The organism is Parapedobacter composti (assembly GCF_900112315.1).
GTDB classification, from domain to species: domain Bacteria; phylum Bacteroidota; class Bacteroidia; order Sphingobacteriales; family Sphingobacteriaceae; genus Parapedobacter; species Parapedobacter composti.
This window is the reverse complement of sequence record NZ_FOLL01000004.1, coordinates 1-18,344: the sequence shown is the minus strand read 5'-3', so window position 1 is coordinate 18,344 and position 18,344 is coordinate 1. Positions and strand designations below refer to the sequence as shown.

Sequence of the window (18,344 nt, the reverse complement as noted above, 5' to 3'; positions counted from 1 at the left end):
GAAAGTTCGGTACTTGCAACCGATCGCCGGGCTTATCGTTAGTAAATAAATTGCTTGGATTGCTCCAAGACTAGTTCGCATATCAAAAATGGGGAATATTTTCGGTATTCGCAAGGAAAAAACAGATTTTGTTGCCAACTATACGCCCCTCCCTATTCCTATGTCAGTCCTTGCCAATGACGCCACCAAATCCCGTCCCTCAATCCTGAATCGAATGTTTCCGAACTCGTCACGGTCAACCCCGGTTACCAAACCCTGATTGGTCTGCTGACCTATGATTTGTGATGTGTAGGAAAGGGCGTTACGCCGCTCCATCAAGGCTGTTTGCTTACGCTGTTCCTCTAGCTGCTGCTCGGTTAGTTTTTCCTGCTTCTTTGCTGACTCGCCACCAAGCCACCCCGCTATCCCACCTATAACTGCGCCTACAGCGGCACCAACGGCTGTTCCAATCACAGGAACAACGGATCCGAAAGAAGCCCCGGCTGCTGCTCCTTTCAATAGCCCACCCACCGCTTGAGTCCCGGAATTGGTGCGTGAAGAAACTCCTGATACACCTTGTCCTACTAACCCGGCTCCAAGGATGCCGATCTGTAGCCATTTTCCGGTATTCTCACTTAAGCCTTTCCCAAGATTGTCAAATGATTCATCGAGGTGTTTCTGTAGCTTGTTTGACACAACGTTCATTGTTATCCCGCTGAATGAGTCGATAATGGTATTCCCCAATAATCCAATTACATCCTTACCTTTCTTTTCTGTCATACCACCTATTTGCTCAATTGCGCCCATCATGTTCCTAGTGAATTGGTTGGTTACCCTTTTCAGTCCATTCGAGAATTCAGACCAGTCCAAATTGGGGGCATTGACCTCTTTGAACTTTTCAGCTATCTGTCGTGACCAATCCTGCGGAACCACTTCACCCAACCCCAAATTCAGTTGGCGTGTCAGCCCCTTTAATGCGGCAGGTTCTGACTTCAACACTACCCTGCCTGATGAGGTTTCCATACCCACATCTTTCAGTATACGTGCCGTTTCGGCCGCTTGGTATTTTCTAAGTTCAATCTGCTGCTCGATACTGTCTTTCGCGTCGTTCAGCTCCTTGTCCCACCGGTACTTTGACGCCTGCAGTTCCTTTTCCCATCCAGTCAACGTCTCCAGGTGAGCATTCTCTCTTAGTTGGGTAAGTTTTTCAAGAGTCAGGATAGCTTTTTCTGATGCTTTAACGCCGCCTTTGCCAGTCGTGTTGCTTCCGTCCCCATTCACTCCTTGTAATGCTTCTCCAAGCCCTTTGACTGATGCTGTCGTATTCTTGACGGATGCATCATATTTCCTCATGGCCTCGCCTGCTTCGTCAAGACCGTAATAGGCCAAGAGGTTCCGTTGTTCCTGTGTCAGTTCAGCCCCGATGGATTGAAGATTCTGCGCTATCTTCAACGCCTCACTGTTGGTTTCTGCAAGCCATTGCCGGAAATTATCGAGAGTACCCTTAGTGCCTGTGCGCCAATCCGTAAAACCCTTTTTATTGGATTCAGCCATTTTATTAATTGCCCGTTGATACCTTTCAGCGCGTTTGATTACTTCGTTGAAATCTTCGTTAAGCTGCTTAGCAGTGGATATATTCATATCCTTTACTAACTGCTGGTGGGCGCGTGAAAGATTGTGGACCCTATCTATCGAAATCGATAGAGCGTTGCCGTATTTGTCCCATTCGGTCACGGCTGATGGTAATATCTGCGCAACTTGGTTGACTACCGATTTAAGTTCCTCGCTTTCTTTGTGGGTTCTGTTCTTTTTAATTATCAGGTCTCCATACCGGTCTATCAGTTTGTTGATTTCCGCTGACTGTTCACTGAACGAGGCACGTACTTCACCGAGTTTGGAGATAAGTACATCTCCTTCCCTGATAAGGCCGGTCATTTGGCCGAGCCACTGCGCAATGGCACCCTGGGCTTCCGAGTTTACAAATGCTTCTGTAAATCGTCTTCCAAGCTGTTGCAATACGCCCGCAAGGTTAAGATTTCTGATAGCGAACTGCTCTGCGGCCTTTTCCCCGGTATTGTATTCCTTGGTGCTTAACGCCGTCAGCTTTGTGAGCTTCTCCTGATCCTGCGACAAAAGAAGTACAGCGTTCCGGTAACGCTCTGTCTTGATGCCCGCACTGTTCAGTATGTCATAGAATTGTGTGGTTGTCTTTCCACCGGCTGCAAGCCCGGCGAAGAACTTTCTCAATGCGGCATCCGCATCCGTATTTATCAGACCAGTGAATTGCTTTAGTGTCAGTGTGGAATCAGCTATTTGCGCTATCGCATGGAAGTCCTGCCTTTTTGCGACAAGCTGGCCTATCAATTTGGATATTGCCGTACCCGCGACTTCCGCGCTCACCCCGGCTTCTTCCAGCACCGCGCCATAAGCCAATATCGTAGGTAATGCTATCCCGGTCGTCCGGGCGGCACCGCCAACACGCTGGGTGAAATCCACAAGGAACTGACCTGTTGCCAAACCGGCCTGTCCCAGCGCGAGTATGGCACTACCCGTTTTCTGCATAGCCTGACCGGCTGTTAATCCCTGTGTTTCCGCGACACGGAAAACGCCATTGATTTTACCAAGGCTTTCGGCCACCACAGCCGCACCGCCGGGTATCTCGTTGGCCAAAGCCACGCCAAGGAAATCCAGCGCCTGGACAAAGCCGCCGAGTTCGTCCTTGGCTATGCCGAGTTGGCCCCCGATCGTAGCGATTGAAAGCAGTTCGTTGAGGCCAGTCCTTGTAGGAATAGATTTTAATTCAGTTACCAAGCCCTTAACTTCGTCCTTGCTAAGTTCAGCGGTACGCTGAACATCGGCTATGCTGTCAGAAATCTTAACGTTGGTGGATATGACAGCACCTGCCCCCCTCATCACCGCATACAGTGACGCGTATGTGCCTATCAATCCCTTTAACTGGCCTCCCAATCCGCCTAATGGGTAATTACCGACGTTCCGCTGCCTGTTGCCCATAAGCGCATCGAATTCCTTAAGCTGTCCATTGAGTTTACGGTATTCCGCTATTTGCGCCTTTACGGCAGCGTTATTGGCGTTGAATCCCCCTGCCTGTTCCCTTATTGCCCTACCCAGCGCCGTTAGTCGCTGCTGGGCTTCCCGGTAGCTTCCTGCCGCTGCCGTCGTGGATTGACGCGCTTGGGCGTTTGCCAATCGGAGATTGGCTAACTCGGTGTTTACGCGGGCTATTTCGTTTTTATACCTTTGCGCTTCGGTTCTTGCCTGTGCCAACGCAAGTTTTTCCGCTTCAAGCGCCTGCTTGCTTCCGGCACCGCCAACTGTAGCCCGTCCCGTGGAGTTTATGGATTGAATTACGGTTCTTATATCTCCATACAGCTTTTTTGTTTGAGCAAGCTGTGTATTGAGGCTTTTAAGGTCGTTGATGGCGTTTCCAAGCGTAAGGTCTATCTTAATCCCCCTTACTTCTTTGGCGGTCGACGCCAGCGACCTCAATGATTGTCTGGTGTCCCCGATTCGCTTGCTTATACGGTCGTTGACACCAATGTTTAGGTTTATTTTTTGAAGGTTATTCGAGAAATTACGGACAAGGGTCTGCGAATCGGCAAGAACCGATTTGAGTTCCTTATTGGTTGCGCCTATTCCTACTTCTAGTCTGGCCATGTTTTCTGTCTCCTATTTTTATAATTGCGATGGTTATTGTTCAATTGCTACAAACAGTTAAAACGACTGAAATCCGTAGCATTCAGCCAAATCCGGATCGTTTTGTATCGTGTCTCTGAAAATGCCCTGAATTTTTTCAATCGCAGGTTTGTTCACAAAACCGATTTCAGCCACTACCTGTTTGACCGTCAGATCGGAGGGCATGTTATAGCGCTTTTCGTAACCCTTGAATCCTGCAAATACAAGCGCTGCAAAGCAATTCAGCTGATAAGCGGATGAGGTTTCGCTGTTGTTCCTGTTGAGTGTGGCTTCTGCTTCATTGAAATACTCAACGCCGGTGTAGTTGAATTCTATCCGCCTGTACTTACCGCAGAAGTGAACCCTGCTGTATTCCTCATTAAGTTCACTTTCTGATAATCGGAGCACCGGGAAATGGCCAAAAGCCCTTTCGTCTTGTAGCGCAGCATCAAGTCCCGCATCGCTTGCCAAGAAACCCCTGATAACATCATTTTCGACGATGAAAACGCTATTGTCAGCCAGTCTTGTTGCTATAATGTAGTCAATATCACCCCTGTTTTTGGTGAAAAAATACTGTTCTGTTTTCCAAGCATCTAATCGCTTGGGCGCTTTTGAGTTATTCATATCTTTTTTTTATATCCTGTTGGTTCGACTTATTTTATAGTATCACATCGTTGCTGGCGTAGTGCTTTTCGTCAAATGTGTTTTCATCATCCCTTGCTTCGATGACGGCCAATGTTACCTGGCATGTCTCGATGTTGTATTTTGATTGCATTGGCAGGAATAGATTGTTGCCCAATGCCGAAATCATGTACATGTGATGGAATTTCCAGTCACGTCCGTTGGTGTAGATTGTTCCGTTGAAAATCTGCGAAGGCTTGTATCGGAATCGCATCATGGCGTTAGCCAATAGCCCCGTGAGGCTGCTTTGGTGCTTCCCGTCCGTAACCAAAAATTCCTCATTGCTTTTGTTGTAGGAGGTCATGTAGTTGGACAGGAAGAAGCCGCTGAAAGACGTGCTTATACCAATACTAACATTCTGCCTGTTGCTTTTGCGGGTTGCTCCTGGATTTAGCGACTGGTATACATCGTTGTTTTCCTCTACACGTATCCATACATCATCCAATACGTACCGCTGGCCTTCAAGCAATGCAAATTCAATATGTAGCACACCTGTATCCACTGATTGGTGGCCGTCCAGCAATCCGGGGTCTGGCATCAGTATTTCGCTGTTACCGCCCTTTCCCTGGAATACTATGGAAGCGATGTCGCCTATCTTCATTTGGTTTACGGATATAGGTATCCAGTTACCGGGAAGGATGGTGCTTGCCCCTGATGTTACCGAAGGATGTACTGTTGCGGTAAAACTGTCGTTTATAGTAAACTGGATATATCCGCTGAAAGGGCCGGTCGTTGAATACGTGGCTGAAACCAAACCCTGAGACACCAAGTATGCCTGAAAATTGGACAACATGGTGTCAATGTCTCCCTGCTCGGTACCGGTAACTGAATGTTCGTATAGGAAATCAGGGAGAATGTTGGCGCTGTTGTCTACGAATACCCTGATAACGTCTCCTTGTTTTGGGTATCCAGAGTAAGATATTTTGTGAGTTCTTACACCGCCGCCTGTAGTTACATTATACGAATCCTGAACCAGATAACCTTCATCCGGCTCCCATTGCCAATAACCATACTCATTGAGGTAAAGTATACGTACTACCCCCTGTTGGTCTTTTGCTTTATAATACATCCTTACCCTTAGAGGGTGTGAATCCCAGTTAATCACATTGGCATTTGGGTCGTCTGGGTCTGACGGGTTGTATGGCTGATAAGGGAATCCATTGAGTGGCATGAACGTGAATCCGAACGTCATCCGCTTGAACAGTAGATTTGCGTCCAACGGAAGTCCGCCTATCAATGTGAATATCGCACGGTTATCAACGGTTCCTGTGACCGGATATGATAGCTGTACGGAATTGCCAAAATTGTCGGGTATTAATGAATCGTATGCTTCAAAAGATGCGGCCGATTCGGGGTTATCGGAAAAACCCCAATAGAACGGTATCTGGTAGTATGTATCTACCATGTCGAATCCACCGTTCGGAATTATGTTTTCGGCTTGGTAGTGTTCATACGTAGCCACCACGTCGGTAAGCGCGGGCTTATTCGTTATTACATGGTCTTCGCTTATGAATGGGTAATAGACGGCATTCAGCCCCGCAGTAAGGTCTTCCGTGCCTTCGGATAGGGTAGGGGCTGTGTTCGTGTCGGTGCTTAGTTCTTTCCAGTTGTAGGTTCCGCCAGTAATGTCGTTTATCCGGGCAAGGTGCCATTTGCCGCCGAACTGGAAAAACCTTGCACCGATGGACTTAACCATGTTTTCGAGGATGTACATGCAGCTCCTTGACGAATCAAGGCCGCCTTCAACAAGGGTCGGATTATTCCATGCCTCTCCGAGTGCGCCCCACTCCATCGTGCCAAACAGAAAGTCGTCATTGTACCTAACCGACTTTACTTCCGACGCCCACCTCAACGGAAGGCGCTGGTTAAGGTGGTTTGCCCCGTAAAGAACGTACCGGATGAAGCTGATGGGGCAACGGTTTGATACACCTACCGGCATGGGCCAGTTATTCGGCAGATTGAAAGGGATGTCCTTGAGCAATGCCAGCCCGTCCGTGGCCACCAATTGGACAGGGTATGGGGTAGCCCTGAAATTGCGCTGTATGCCGTCAGGCACGACGTAGCCCGTCCACCAAAGCACGTTGTCTCGGTACACGTGTACCCGTGCCTCCATGTCCTGCAAATTCTGCAACTCCACGATGTCAACGTTTCCCTCGTTGTAGAATTGCAGCGTAACCTTGGAGCTGATTATCGGTGTGTATGGTTCGTCAACATCCCCATTCCATTCCGCAACCATGGCGGTACGGCCAACGCCCGTTAACTGTATGGTATCGCCGGAATAGCCGGGCATATCGATGTCAGCCCGCCATAACAGGTCGAAATCATCGCGCATCGGTATGGTGTATTTCACTGCCATTTCTATTTCAATTTTATGTAATTGTCATTATTCACCACAAATCTGACGTTTCCGGATCCATCACGGTCGATGTTTAGGATTTTTGCTTCGCTCTCCAGGAGATCGCTTAGGAAACGAATTTTTCCTCCCATATTCAATGCTTCGAAAGCGGTTACTATCTCTTCGTTATTTCTTTCAATGAAATTCGTCTTAGTTGCCTTTGATTCTATGTCAATTGTCCTTTCTAAGTGTTCCATGATTTATCGTTGTTGTTATCTTGCCAATTTAATTGATAATTTTTCAGTGGTTTAAACTACGGCCAAATTTTATAGCGTTTGCCATGTCATCTTTCTCATCGCTGAAATAAACCCTCTTTGATGCCTTTCATCCAGTACGGATGAATTTTTTTGCCTGTCTGTCATCGCTCAAATGTTAACTTTTGTCAAGTTTTATCAGGTTTTTGTCATTCCCTTTTTAAGCCCTCTCGCCATTTTGTACTTTTTTGTTGTTTTCAAAACGTGCTTTATTTATAACATCGTTAGTATCCCCTTCTACTCGGTAATATGCCCTGGCGTAATCCGGCAAATCAAGCCTTCGTATTTCTGTATACTCTCCATTGAACTCGTACTCACTCCATCCCGCCCGAATCAACTGTTTCACTATCTCCTTAAAAAATTCAGGATTGTGCTTAGCGACATCCCGGACTTTCAGCCACTGGCCCGGCTTCAATTTTTTCAATATCGATAGTGCCTTGGCCCATGGGTCTACGCCGCTTCCCATGCCTTGCGTGTTGCTTCCAGTTGCTGTTCCGCTTCCTGGTATTTTTGCTTCCATTTCTGTATCTCCCCTTTCATCATGTTTACCGTGCAATTCAGGGTATAGTTATCGTTGTCGAGTCTTGCCGATTCATCAAGGGCGGCCATCATCGTATCGTACTGCTTCATCCGCTCCATAGACTTGGTCGATTTGCCGTGTTTCGCTTCGTGTGACCGTAGTTCTACCATCAAGCCGACCAATACCACCCTTGCGTCCATTATCAGCCTGGACAGCGCATTACGTTGCTCCATTTCGAATTGAAGCGACATTGCCAGCGCCTCATAGTATTCGGATTGACTTTGCCCGTCAGAATACCGGTTCTTCCTTCTCTGCATCATAAAAATCAATTGATGGTTGCAAATAACTTTTGTTGTCTTCGTGACCAAACGCATAGAAATCCATGCCGCCAATCTTCTCATAATACCTGTTCGATTTCCAATCCCAATAGATGCTGCAACTGCCTTCCTTTCCGCTGCCTTTCGGTTTTGATTTCAATACAAGAAGCCTGACCTCGTTGTCTGCAAATGGCATCCCGCTTTGCGGATCTATCGTGCCGCGCTTCGGTCTCCATAAGCCAAGTACGTTCATGGCCCTGCGCCCCCAAACCTGTCCGCCGGCAAAACTTTGCAGTGTGGGCACCGCCGTATTATAGATTTCCCCGCCGGTTACAGACTTCATGACCAATGGCGGCATGTTCGCTGCATGGGTGATGATGAAGTTGTGCCAATTATTTGCAGCGGCAACCTGCCGGCTATGTTTAAGCGCATGGGTAAGGTATTTGTCCTCACGCCCCCCGAAATCAACTAAATTCTCATCGAGATCATTCCAAGGGTCTATGCTGGTTGTTTGTAGTTTAATGTCGTTTTCTTTCTCAATCGCCTTAAAATATTCGTATATCGATTGTACGTTCCAGTCTTTTTCACTTGGGGCAATGAAGAAATGTTCGTCGAGGTAATTAATTGCCTGGTATATTTCTTTTTCCGATGCATGGTAAGGGTCACTTTCAAAGAAAGGTTTGCGCACATACTTCTTGATAAGTTCAGCTATCACGTCTTTGGTCTCGCCTACCTCAGCACTAAGAAGCCCATGTTTCCACCCGTATTTAGCAGATAGGTTCATCAACAGCTCAAAATGCAATTCGGTCTTACCGGCAGCTGCGAAACCAAGGATGTAGGTGCTGTAGCCAAGTTTGAAGCTTATAAGCTCATCGAGGCACTTAAAACCGGTCTTTGCTCCGTGTTGCGTGCCGGTCTTATGATGATCCATCACCGAGTCAACGTAATCAGATATGCGTATAACCTTCATTTTAGTATCCTGATGCTATTGCGTCGTTAAACATGTTGGTAAGGTTCCTGCCATCCGTTGCATTCTTCGGAAACTGGCTTTTTGGCAATCTTCTGCTATCGTTGTCGGACCAAGTTCTTAAGCGGCGTGCAGTATCCCACGTCTTTTCAAGCTCTTGGCGGAATTTGGTTTGAGGCTTGTTGGGTTCTGTCCAGTATTCGTAAAAGTCACGTATCATTTTTGCACCGTACTTGGACACATAAGGTTCCAACGACCTACCAAAAGCTTTTTGTCGATCGGCCAAAGAAACCGCAGGTTTCGTGGCATCAATACCATCTGAGTTTATTAACTGTTTACTATCTGGTATAGGTTCGCCCTCTTGGGCAGTTTGATTTGCCCCCTTGGTCCGCTCCATTTGCCCATTTGGGCAATGGGTCTGCATCCATAGGTTTTCATCGGCAAAGGCATACCAATTAGTTCTATCGTAAGTACTTTGATTGAAATTGCCTTTCAGTAAGACACCTTTTTCGACAAGCTTATTTAGCGTGGTTCGTAATTGCTTTTGCGATAAATACGGGAATAGTGCATGCCATGCTTTGTAGCTATTGTAAGTCCATGTGCGGCCGTCAAATTGATTCTTCCCGTTAGCAACGTTCTTCTCAATCCAAAAAGCGATGTTTTTTAGAATTATAGCTGCCGGAATGCCGAACTCTTTGGCTACGTCAACATTAAAAGAGTGTTCCTTGCCCATGGCTACCTCCTTTCACGTTTACGTAATAGCCTACCTTTGGATACCTTGAAATCGTACATACTCCGTAATGGTCAATACGTACCAAACCGGATTCCTGCAATTCTGAAATCCTCCGGCAGATTGTCGGGCGCTCTATTCCGGTAGCCAATTCCAATTGGCGCATGCTCAAAGGTCTTCCGGCTCGCTCCAATGCAATAACGAGTTTGGCTCTTTGGGTCTTGGCCCGGTGAAATATCTCTTGGACTGTAAGCGGTTTTTGGTTAACTTTGCGTTGGTCACTTACAAAGTTATTGGGGGTCGGGGTCATACTCTCCCCCCTTTCTTATTTAAGAAGGCTTCTATCTCCTTCCAGTCTATCCGTACCTGCCTGCCAATACTAAACGATTTTATTTGCCCAGTCTTGATTAAGGTATCCAAAGTTGGAAGGGATAAACCTAAGAATTTGGCTGCCTCTTGACGCCTGGCTGGCGGTTTAGGCTGTTCGCTGGCGACTTTGTTTTCAGCTAAGACCTCTCTAACCCACCCTTTGAATATGGGCTCCAGCTTGCTGAGAGAAGTGCTAAACATTACTTGTTCCATTCTTATTTGTTTTAGAATGGCCGCAAGTAACTAATCAACAACCCAGTTGTTAACCCGGTTGTTGACAAATTAAAATTATAATCTGCTGAAAATCAACGATAAAAATTTATATTTTAGAAATGTTTATTACTAGTTGCTTTGGTGATCGATGTCTACCTTTATATCCCTTAAACTATCTTCTGCACTCCATACTTTTCCTGGATAGTACAACCTCAAAACATCTATCGCTTTTTCTATCTGACTAATAATTGAACGTTTAGGCGCCGCCTCGGTTATTTCTTTTCGCACGGAATAGATTTTATTTTTCAAACTATCAGTTGAGCACTTTAAGTTATGTTTCGTTTTAAATTCTTCAACATCGCTTATTTTAATTTCGTCACCTCTCATAGTATAATAAAATACTATTGCCCATGCCTTTACGCCTATTTTACTTTCGTTTTCCGATTCGTCGATAATATCGCCTTGTTGATGGTTACTTGATACCTCTTCTGACAATTTATCTTTTAACCATTTATGATAAAGTACTTGTACTTCCATTCTTGCATAAGCAGTTTGATCTTCTATTGGCAAACTGTAACTATCAATACGCACATGCCCATCTGGTGTCTTAATTCTGTTTTTCCCAAAGTAAGAAGAACTAGGAGGAAATTTGGCGTCCAAATGTCCGTTTAAAAACCCTTTATACTGGTCGGATGTTATAAATTTAGCTCCGTATCTAATTTTACGATGCATTCTTGGCGTAATTACGTCAGTATAGAGAATTTTTTCCCTTTCGAAAAGCTGTTCAATTGCTTCTACCTTTAACTCTATTAGTTTTTTATAATCCAAAGAGACTAATCTTTTACTTTCAAAAAATGCCTTATAGGATTCAAGGGTATAGTTAATCATAAACAAATATGCTTTGTTTTGTTCGCTTTGAATATGGTTTAAAACGTCATAGGTCATTTTACCCATCCGAACTAGCTCTAAGTAGTTCTCACTATCGTTCAGGCATTCCACATCGAAGCACGTTTTTTCATGAACGAACTTATTGTTTAGCCAATCTTCAAATGTATATGGCCGCATCACTCCCCCCCTCCCACTACTTTCAGGTTCTTACGGTTACTGACCTCCAATACCTTGCGTGCATGCTGCTTATCGGACAGTTTGATATATTTCATGAAGTTGGTCTCCGTGGTGTGGCCCGTTATCTTCATGATGGAAAGCGTGGGTATGCCTTCTATGTACATATTGGTGGCACCGCTGCGGCGTGCTGTATGGCTGGACACCAAGGTATGCTTGGGTACGGTGACCGTTATGCGCTTCCCGGCCTTGGTCTTTTCGATCTCCACCGGCTCGTCAATCTTGGCCATCTTTGCTATTGTCTTGATATACCTGTTAAGCTCCTGGTTGGTCATCGGCTTGGGCAACCCGGTCGGGCTATCCGAATACTTGACGAAGACATCCTTTACCATGCTATTAATCGGGACAGCCACGGTAGCCCCCGTTTTCTGCGTCTTCACTTCAATGATGTCATCCACCATCCGGCTTGGATCTAGCTTAAGCCAGTCACCAAATCGCAGCGCTGTGTTCGCCCCTATAATAAATAGGTCCCTCGCCCGTTCCAATGTTGTGGGGTTTGCGGATAGATCAAGCTCCCATATCCTTTGCAGTTCGCCCTTGTTGAGGTAGACGTTAGTAACCGATTCGTTTTTAACCTTGTATCTCTTGCCTGAGAATATTGCAGCGGTGAAACCATCCTCCCTTGCTTCATTTACAACAGCTTTGAGAGTACGCAGGTGCTTGCCCACCGTATTGGCACCATACCTCAATGTCAGCGTTAAGAACTCCCTGTAATCCTCATAGAATTCAAGCCCAAGCGCATTGAACGACACATCATTCCCGGCATCCCTGAACATCTTTACATTGCGAAGCATGGTGCGATAAGTCTTGATGCTGCTTTCCGTCAATGGCAGTCCCTTATCGCTCAGCCTCAACCCTTTTTCGCACCGGATGATGAAATGGGTCAGATAATCGAATAGGTTGTCGAATTCGGGTTTTTCCACCTCGTCGGGTATATTGAATACCCTGCGGCGTAAAAGTTCATGAAACGCCTTTAAATCGCACGGAAATGCGTTGTGTTCGTTCACATAGTCGTCAAATATCCTATTGATGGTTTTATCGGCGTCGAGAAGCTTCTGACGGATTTTCCCGGAGTCAGCGTTCCCCGCATGCTGGGTGGGCATTCCCTTTTCGGCATTCCAGTACCTGGGCTGCACCTTGGACACGCCCGAAATTACCAGGCGCTCATTGTTAAACCGAACGATGCAGTTAATTGCTGTCTCCTTGTTAGCGGGCTTGGTGGCTCGCAGATTGAAACGGACATTGACGGGGAAATTACCCGTCACGATCTTTCTTGTCATAGCTGTAAATATTAACCATAGCAAATATACGTAAAACCGACAACAACCGACAACAAAATCAAAATCTGTTGTCGGTTTGATTTGTTTTTGCTTTGTTTCGGTTTGCTAATATTTTTCACAATCAGCCTAAATACATCTAATAGCGCGATTTAACAGGACACATTTTATCTTAATTTATGCTTGTTATGGTACAGCTGGTACCACAAGAAACCCTTTATACTGATTAACCAAAAAAGAAACCCGTCCGCTGGTTGGGGTTTTGACGTTTTATTAACGGGAAGTAGCATTATACCTCTATCAAAATCTTCACCTTACCGCCGAGTCCTTTCTCCACGATATCGTATAAGGTTCTGTTCGTAATATTCAGCCATTAATCTCAATGCCCTCTTGTCTTAGTTCCTTTAAGTAAAACGCTTTTTCTTTTCATGATAGTGGTTGGTTAATTTTAAAAATCATAAAATATCGCGTTATTCGAATTTCAAATAGCTCAATTCGATCGAGACGCTTGAGGCGTCGACCTCATCGGGAAGCACCACAACGCGCCCACTGAATGTCACATTCCTTGACTCTCCCTCGGCCATTTCAAAGTCGGACGGCATGTTGCAAACTACCATCCTTAGAAGAGGTGATGACTTGATGAGAAACACATACGCCGCGTTGGGGGGAAGTTCGGAGGGAGGAAGATTCATGATGTTATTCGTATAACTGAGCGAACCGTTCAACCTGCTGACGCGTTCGACCTTGGAACCTGAAAAATCACAGGTTTCTGTGAATACCAGATCAGAATCGTTCGGTTCTTTTTTGCAGGACAACGATGCAAGTAAAACGAGAATCATTGTGTACTTTGTTACCTTGGCTATCATATGTTTAATTATTTGGTGGTTAGTCCATTGTTTCCGGTTGCGTGATAGGGCAAATAACTGGGCTTAAATGCCTATACGTTTGCTTCTTGTTTAGAACGAGGTTGACGAAAAAAACGCTACATTCCCTATCAAATTATGGAGAAGGTATTCTCACTTCCACCATCATTTTTCTGCATCTCATGCAAAAAAATACCGCCTTGCGAACACCCGACTTTTTACTGACTTTCTCCCCACTATTTCCCGCCGTATCTTTGGGACTGCTTTGCCCCTGCTTTGCTTTTTCTTTGGAATTTTGTGGACACGCCGTGGACCAGCCCAAAGCGGGCCGTGGGAGACGGGGGAAATTGGTCAGAAGAAAGGGGGTAGTTAAGGTGCTGTTGGCACGCTTTTCATCAATCCATTGGCTTAACGGCTGCCGATAATACCTGCTTCTCTTCCAGCAACGTTTGTTTTAGCTCCTGATACGTTACATCCTGCACCGAGACGCCTGCATTAATAGCCAACGAGGCCGCCAGCGCTGCACTCTGCCCCAAAATCATGAACACCGGTTCCATACGGATACTGCCGAAAGCAATGTGCGAGCTCGAAACACAGACCGGCACCAACAGGTTCGTGCATTCTTCCCGCTTCGGTACCAGTGAACCATACGAGATGCGGTAAGGTCCCTTCTTCGGCTTTACGCCGATGTCCCCTTCGTTTTGCACGTAGCCGTCCGGTTTTACGTAGCGTTGTACATTGTGCGAATCCAGCGTATAGGATCCCATTCCGACCGGATCGGCAACTTCACGTTCACCGAACACATCGTGCTCGGTCATTACGTACTGCCCCACCATACGCCGGGCTTCCCGTACATACAGCTGATGTGGCCAGTGGCCATTATCGGTAAATTCGTCTTTCGCCAGCCCCCACTGCGCCATTTCCTGCCGCACCTCTTCCGGCACTTTAGGGTCATTCGCCAAATAGTACATGAGTCCCTTTTGATAGTCTTCGTGTGCTTTGGTTATTTCACGCCGCCGTTCGTAACTGGCTTCCGGATAATCGTAATTCATCCCAATGAAGTCTGTGCTGAACGGACCGTGGTTATTGGTATCGGTCTTCCGGTTGGGGATTGGATCGAACTTGCGGAATGTCTCCCTCCAGCCTGATGCGAATACACGCGCTAACAGCTCGTAGTTGTCCGGATTGTAGTTATCCGGCTTGGGGAAGGTAACCCGATTGTCTGGATGGTTACTCAGGCACATTCGAAAGCAGTAGGCTTGCACCCGGTGATCCCCTTGCCCGTATTCGCCCGGAGGTTCGGACGATACACCGTAGAGCAAGCCACTGGTGCTATCGCCGGGTATCTTATAGGGGCTGATATCCGATTTGAACCAGTGATCGTGATGAAGCACGCCTACCTGTACGCCATTCCACTGTTCGCCGTACAGGCTGTTCGCTTCCCGTCCGACATGATAGCTCACCCCTGCCGCGGCCATTAGATCGCCTTCGTAGGTAGCATCAATGAACATGTTTCCCTGATACGTATTGCCTGCTAATGTCGTGATGGACACGATACGGCCGTCCTCCTTCGCCACACCGTTGTCGCGGTCCAGCCATTCATCGCGACGCACATCAATGCTATACTCACGCACATAATCCTCGAAGATACGCTCAGCCACATGCGGTTCGAAAATCCACATCGTACGGGCATCTCCGTCAATAGCAGGTGTTCCTTGTCCCTTGTTGCCGTATTCTTTTTGCTGCTGCCAACGCCATGCAGCGCTGTCTTGGTAATGCAGGTACACCCGATGGTAAAAGTCGCGCGCCAGACCTCCGATTACTGACTTGTCACCAGTATCGGTAAATCCAAGGCCACCTGATGACAAGCCACCAAGGTGTTTGTCGGGAGACACTACAATCACCGATTTACCGGATTTCTTGGCTTGTACGGCCGCTATGACAGCAGCCGACGTACCGCCATAAATAACGATATCAAACGCTTCAGTTTCATTCGGCGATACGCAAGGAAAAACCGTGAGGGGAAAAAAAGCCAGAATAAAAAAAACTCGTCTCATCTTTATAATTGGTCATTAGCTGGCACAAACAATACCGCATTAGCCGCGACTACAGGCGCAGCAAACGCTTGTAAAGTATGGGTGCAAGGTTTAATCCAAAGGTAGGGATTTTTCCCGCATTGACTGTACCCTATTAAAAAAATACCCGGACCGGCTGCTGCTCCGGCCCGGGGTTAACCCGCCATGTATAACACGGCGTATGCTTACTACTTCAAGAATACTCTCCGAATAGCATTGTTGCCTCCATCCAACAAGTAGATATCGCCATCGTGCGCTATGGCCATATCGGCAATGGTGCTCATCTGGACGTCCGCGAAACTTCCGTCTTGATAACCGCGTTCTGCCTTGAAGATGGTGGTGATTTCCTGCACATCCAATCGAGCGCGGCGAAGGGCAAGATTGCCGGAATCCATAATCAGCAGGTTGTTTTCATTTTCAAATACCAGCGCCCGGATAGCCGTCGCAAACAGCGCACTGTTGAAAGGGCCATCTGCAAAACCCGATCCGGCCGTTCCCGCCCACTGGGAAACGTAGCGGTTTTCAGCAACCACGCGCATACTGAGGTAGGAGTAGAACTGGTCGCCGCTGAAATATACCGTTCCTGCTGCGTCGATTGCCGGACGGCAGTCGTTGTAAACGGCATGGGTGATGTAGGTAGATTGGACGCCCGATGTATTGTATCTCACCATGCCTTGGAAACTTCTGTTCATGTATAGGTTTCCATGGGCGTCAATGGTCAGGTTAGACACAAAGGGCAGATCGGTGGTCAGCGTAGTCACCGTGCCGCCAGACGTTATTTTGCGCAGCCTGGTACCGCCATCCACAACCAGGATATTGTTTTGCTGATCTACAACGAGCCCGGACATATTGGTAAACGTAGCGTTGGTTCCCTGTCCGTCTTCGTAGCCAGTAGCCGCAGAAGGGCTTCCGGCCAACAAGGTCACCTGACTGCCGTCTGCACTGATTTTCCACACTTGCGAGCGGGTGACCGTATATACCTGCTTGTTGCCGTCAACAGCGATACGCAACATACCCATCGGGAGCACATTGCTGCCCGGTCCGCCGGCAAGCGTGACGACACCTGCGCGGTTGAACGTCTTGGGCGCCCAGGCTGAAAGCCCACCCACCTGCACCATCAATTGGCCGGTGGTAAATCCTTCGGGTGCTATTACTGTTAAACTGTTTTCGGTTGCCTGCATAACTGTTGCGGTAACGCCATTGAATGTAACCGAATTTTCAGCCGCGTTGCTGCTGAAACCGGTGCCGGTGATCGTTACCTGAGTACCTGCCAGGCCGCTTTCGGGACTTACCTGCAGGATACCGAGCGTCTGATCCCGGAATTCCGGCCCCTCTGTCTGCTGATCGTTGACAATGACTACCACTTTGCCGCTGCCGGTGCCTCCCGGTAGCATCAGCTTCAATTCATTGGCAGTGGCAGCAGTAACCGCTATTTCATGCCCATTGATCAACACCGTATTTTCATCCAATATGGTACTGAATTGCTGCCCCCTGATGGTCATTTGCGTACCCCCAGGACCGCTTAACGGACTGACTTCCGTAATGGTGGGGGGCGGAACCACGGTGAATAGCTGCCCGGTGGTGCGAACGTCATTAACCGTCACGGACATGACGCCTGTTTCAACACCTTCGGGCACCATCACTACCAGTTGATCGGCCGTAGCTTCCACAACCGTCGCTTGCACGTTGCCGTGGAACCGGACGATATTATTTTCTTTTTCGGGGGCGAAGCCTTCCCCTTGAATGGTTACGCGCGTGCCTTTGCCGCCGGACGCCGGTTTAATGGAATAGATGGCTTGATACTGGAATTCGGGGCCAGCGGATGTTTCGCCGTCTACGTTGACCTCGATTTTTCCCTTTCCGCTGCCTTCGGGCACGCTGGCTACAATCAACGTATCCGTTACCAGTACTACCTGGGCTTCATTTCCATTGATCGCCACTTTTGCGGGACCTGCTGTGCTGGAAAATCCTTCGCCTCGTATAGTGATGTTGCTACCTGCCGGTCCATTAAGCGGATGTGCGGATTGCACACTTAACAGCTGATAAGTATATGTGCCGATTTCAAGGCTCGTGCTGCCCTTGATTACCGCTATGGGGCCGCTTATTCCGTCGGCCGGCGAACGAACGACCACGGTCTCCCCCTTTGCACTGATTACTTCCGCCGGTTTACCGCCAAAGTTCACGACGAGCTTACCGATGTCGTTGCCAAATCCTTGGCCGATAATGGTTACCAGCGTACCGCCCTTTCCCGAATTCGGATAATAGCTTTCCACCTGCAGCGCGGCTTCAGGTGTTTCCATTTCGTTTTTTTTGCAGCCCTGTACCGCTGCCACCAATAGCAGCAGGCACCAGCCTACTATCATGGTATTCAGTTGCCTTTCCATTCTCATGTCTATTGTCTGTTATCTATTGTCTGCTGTCTTAAAACGTATACCTCACCCCCAGCTGCACCTGTGCGCGGGAGTTGAAGTAGTCGATGCTGTAGGGCCTGCCCGGGTCGCTGAAGGTGAACACCGGCCAGTTGCCCGCATTCTGCTGCGGCGGGAACAGTGTCGGGGTCAGCCCCACCGAGCTGGTCGAATTGAACGTGTTCGGCGAGAAATACTGAACGCCCCATTTCCGGTGCAGCAGGTTGGTCAGGTTCACGATGTCGGCCGATAGCGTCAGGAACTGCCCGCTTCCGGTGACCGGCAGGTCGTGCGCCAGGCGCAGGTCGGCCTGCACGTTCCAGGGCGTACGTCCCGCGTTGCGCTCCGTAAAGTCGCCGCGTCTGGATGACAGGTATTCATTGCCGTCGATGAAGGCGTTGAACGCCTGTGCCTGCTGCTGGGCGGTCCGGCCGCCCGGGATGTCCTTGAAGTAATTGACTGCCTCCTCCTGCGTGGGGAT

15 protein-coding genes and 1 pseudogene are annotated in these 18,344 nt (G+C 47.9%); all 16 read right to left on the bottom strand.

The window, feature by feature from the left end; all coding sequences use genetic code 11:
• Positions 1–138: 138 nt before the first annotated feature.
• Entirely contained in the window at positions 139–3,654 is a 3,516-nt protein-coding gene (locus BM030_RS06145) for a phage tail tape measure protein (RefSeq protein WP_090972297.1), read from the bottom strand.
• Positions 3,655–3,711: 57 nt separating this feature from the next.
• Positions 3,712–4,296 (bottom strand): hypothetical protein, encoded by a 585-nt coding sequence (locus BM030_RS06140; protein WP_090972295.1) that lies wholly within the window; start codon positions 4,294–4,296, stop codon positions 3,712–3,714.
• A gap of 34 nt (positions 4,297–4,330) precedes the next feature.
• Entirely contained in the window at positions 4,331–6,709 is a 2,379-nt protein-coding gene (locus BM030_RS06135) for a hypothetical protein (protein ID WP_090972293.1), read from the bottom strand.
• A gap of 2 nt (positions 6,710–6,711) precedes the next feature.
• A complete protein-coding gene (locus BM030_RS06130) occupies positions 6,712–6,945 on the bottom strand; it encodes a hypothetical protein (RefSeq protein ID WP_090972291.1) in 234 nt (77 codons plus the stop codon).
• Between the two features lie 217 nt (positions 6,946–7,162).
• A complete protein-coding gene (locus BM030_RS06125; RefSeq protein ID WP_090972289.1) occupies positions 7,163–7,468 on the bottom strand; it encodes a hypothetical protein in 306 nt (101 codons plus the stop codon).
• Entirely contained in the window at positions 7,453–7,842 is a 390-nt protein-coding gene (locus BM030_RS06120; RefSeq protein ID WP_090972287.1) for a hypothetical protein, read from the bottom strand. The genes BM030_RS06125 and BM030_RS06120 overlap by 16 nt, the downstream gene beginning before the upstream one ends.
• A complete protein-coding gene (locus tag BM030_RS06115) occupies positions 7,811–8,770 on the bottom strand; it encodes a hypothetical protein (protein ID WP_139215828.1) in 960 nt (319 codons plus the stop codon). The genes BM030_RS06120 and BM030_RS06115 overlap by 32 nt, the downstream gene beginning before the upstream one ends.
• Positions 8,771–8,810: 40 nt before the next feature.
• Positions 8,811–9,539, bottom strand: coding sequence for a hypothetical protein (locus tag BM030_RS06110; protein WP_090972281.1), 729 nt, complete (start codon positions 9,537–9,539; stop codon positions 8,811–8,813).
• Positions 9,517–9,846, bottom strand: coding sequence for a MarR family transcriptional regulator (locus BM030_RS19630; RefSeq protein WP_139215827.1), 330 nt, complete (start codon positions 9,844–9,846; stop codon positions 9,517–9,519). The genes BM030_RS06110 and BM030_RS19630 overlap by 23 nt, the downstream gene beginning before the upstream one ends.
• Positions 9,843–10,118, bottom strand: coding sequence for a helix-turn-helix domain-containing protein (locus BM030_RS06105; RefSeq protein WP_090972278.1), 276 nt, complete (start codon positions 10,116–10,118; stop codon positions 9,843–9,845). The genes BM030_RS19630 and BM030_RS06105 overlap by 4 nt, the downstream gene beginning before the upstream one ends.
• 129 nt (positions 10,119–10,247) lie before the next feature.
• Positions 10,248–11,117 (bottom strand): hypothetical protein, encoded by an 870-nt coding sequence (locus BM030_RS06100; protein ID WP_139215826.1) that lies wholly within the window; start codon positions 11,115–11,117, stop codon positions 10,248–10,250.
• Between the two features lie 65 nt (positions 11,118–11,182).
• Positions 11,183–12,520: a site-specific integrase gene (locus BM030_RS06095; protein WP_090972273.1), complete on the bottom strand. Its 1,338-nt coding sequence runs from the start codon at positions 12,518–12,520 to the stop codon at positions 11,183–11,185.
• Positions 12,521–12,987: 467 nt separating this feature from the next.
• Positions 12,988–13,119 (bottom strand): hypothetical protein, encoded by a 132-nt coding sequence (locus tag BM030_RS20320; RefSeq protein WP_262987338.1) that lies wholly within the window; start codon positions 13,117–13,119, stop codon positions 12,988–12,990.
• A gap of 656 nt (positions 13,120–13,775) precedes the next feature.
• A complete protein-coding gene (locus BM030_RS06085; RefSeq protein ID WP_090972268.1) occupies positions 13,776–15,437 on the bottom strand; it encodes an FAD-dependent oxidoreductase in 1,662 nt (553 codons plus the stop codon).
• A 206-nt stretch (positions 15,438–15,643) separates the two neighbouring features.
• Entirely contained in the window at positions 15,644–17,845 is a 2,202-nt protein-coding gene (locus tag BM030_RS06080; RefSeq protein ID WP_090972265.1) for an IPT/TIG domain-containing protein, read from the bottom strand.
• Between the two features lie 31 nt (positions 17,846–17,876).
• A pseudogene (locus BM030_RS19820) lies at positions 17,877–18,344 on the bottom strand (TonB-dependent receptor); the annotation flags it as partial.

Excerpts from the sequence above, each read along its gene's own strand:
- BM030_RS06145 (WP_090972297.1), bottom strand. The coding sequence starts at position 3,654 with ATGGCCAGACTAGAAGTAGGAATAGGCGCAACCAATAAGGAACTCAAA.
- BM030_RS06140 (WP_090972295.1), bottom strand. The coding sequence starts at position 4,296 with ATGAATAACTCAAAAGCGCCCAAGCGATTAGATGCTTGGAAAACAGAA.
- BM030_RS06135 (WP_090972293.1), bottom strand. The coding sequence starts at position 6,709 with ATGGCAGTGAAATACACCATACCGATGCGCGATGATTTCGACCTGTTA.
- BM030_RS06130 (WP_090972291.1), bottom strand. The coding sequence starts at position 6,945 with ATGGAACACTTAGAAAGGACAATTGACATAGAATCAAAGGCAACTAAG.
- BM030_RS06125 (WP_090972289.1), bottom strand. The coding sequence starts at position 7,468 with ATGGGAAGCGGCGTAGACCCATGGGCCAAGGCACTATCGATATTGAAA.
- BM030_RS06120 (WP_090972287.1), bottom strand. The coding sequence starts at position 7,842 with ATGATGCAGAGAAGGAAGAACCGGTATTCTGACGGGCAAAGTCAATCC.
- BM030_RS06115 (WP_139215828.1), bottom strand. The coding sequence starts at position 8,770 with ATGGATCATCATAAGACCGGCACGCAACACGGAGCAAAGACCGGTTTT.
- BM030_RS06110 (WP_090972281.1), bottom strand. The coding sequence starts at position 9,539 with ATGGGCAAGGAACACTCTTTTAATGTTGACGTAGCCAAAGAGTTCGGC.
- BM030_RS19630 (WP_139215827.1), bottom strand. The coding sequence starts at position 9,846 with ATGACCCCGACCCCCAATAACTTTGTAAGTGACCAACGCAAAGTTAAC.
- BM030_RS06105 (WP_090972278.1), bottom strand. The coding sequence starts at position 10,118 with ATGGAACAAGTAATGTTTAGCACTTCTCTCAGCAAGCTGGAGCCCATA.
- BM030_RS06095 (WP_090972273.1), bottom strand. The coding sequence starts at position 12,520 with ATGACAAGAAAGATCGTGACGGGTAATTTCCCCGTCAATGTCCGTTTC.
- BM030_RS20320 (WP_262987338.1), bottom strand. The coding sequence starts at position 13,119 with ATGCCGTCCGACTTTGAAATGGCCGAGGGAGAGTCAAGGAATGTGACA.
- BM030_RS06085 (WP_090972268.1), bottom strand. The coding sequence starts at position 15,437 with ATGAGACGAGTTTTTTTTATTCTGGCTTTTTTTCCCCTCACGGTTTTT.
- BM030_RS06080 (WP_090972265.1), bottom strand. The coding sequence starts at position 17,845 with ATGAGAATGGAAAGGCAACTGAATACCATGATAGTAGGCTGGTGCCTG.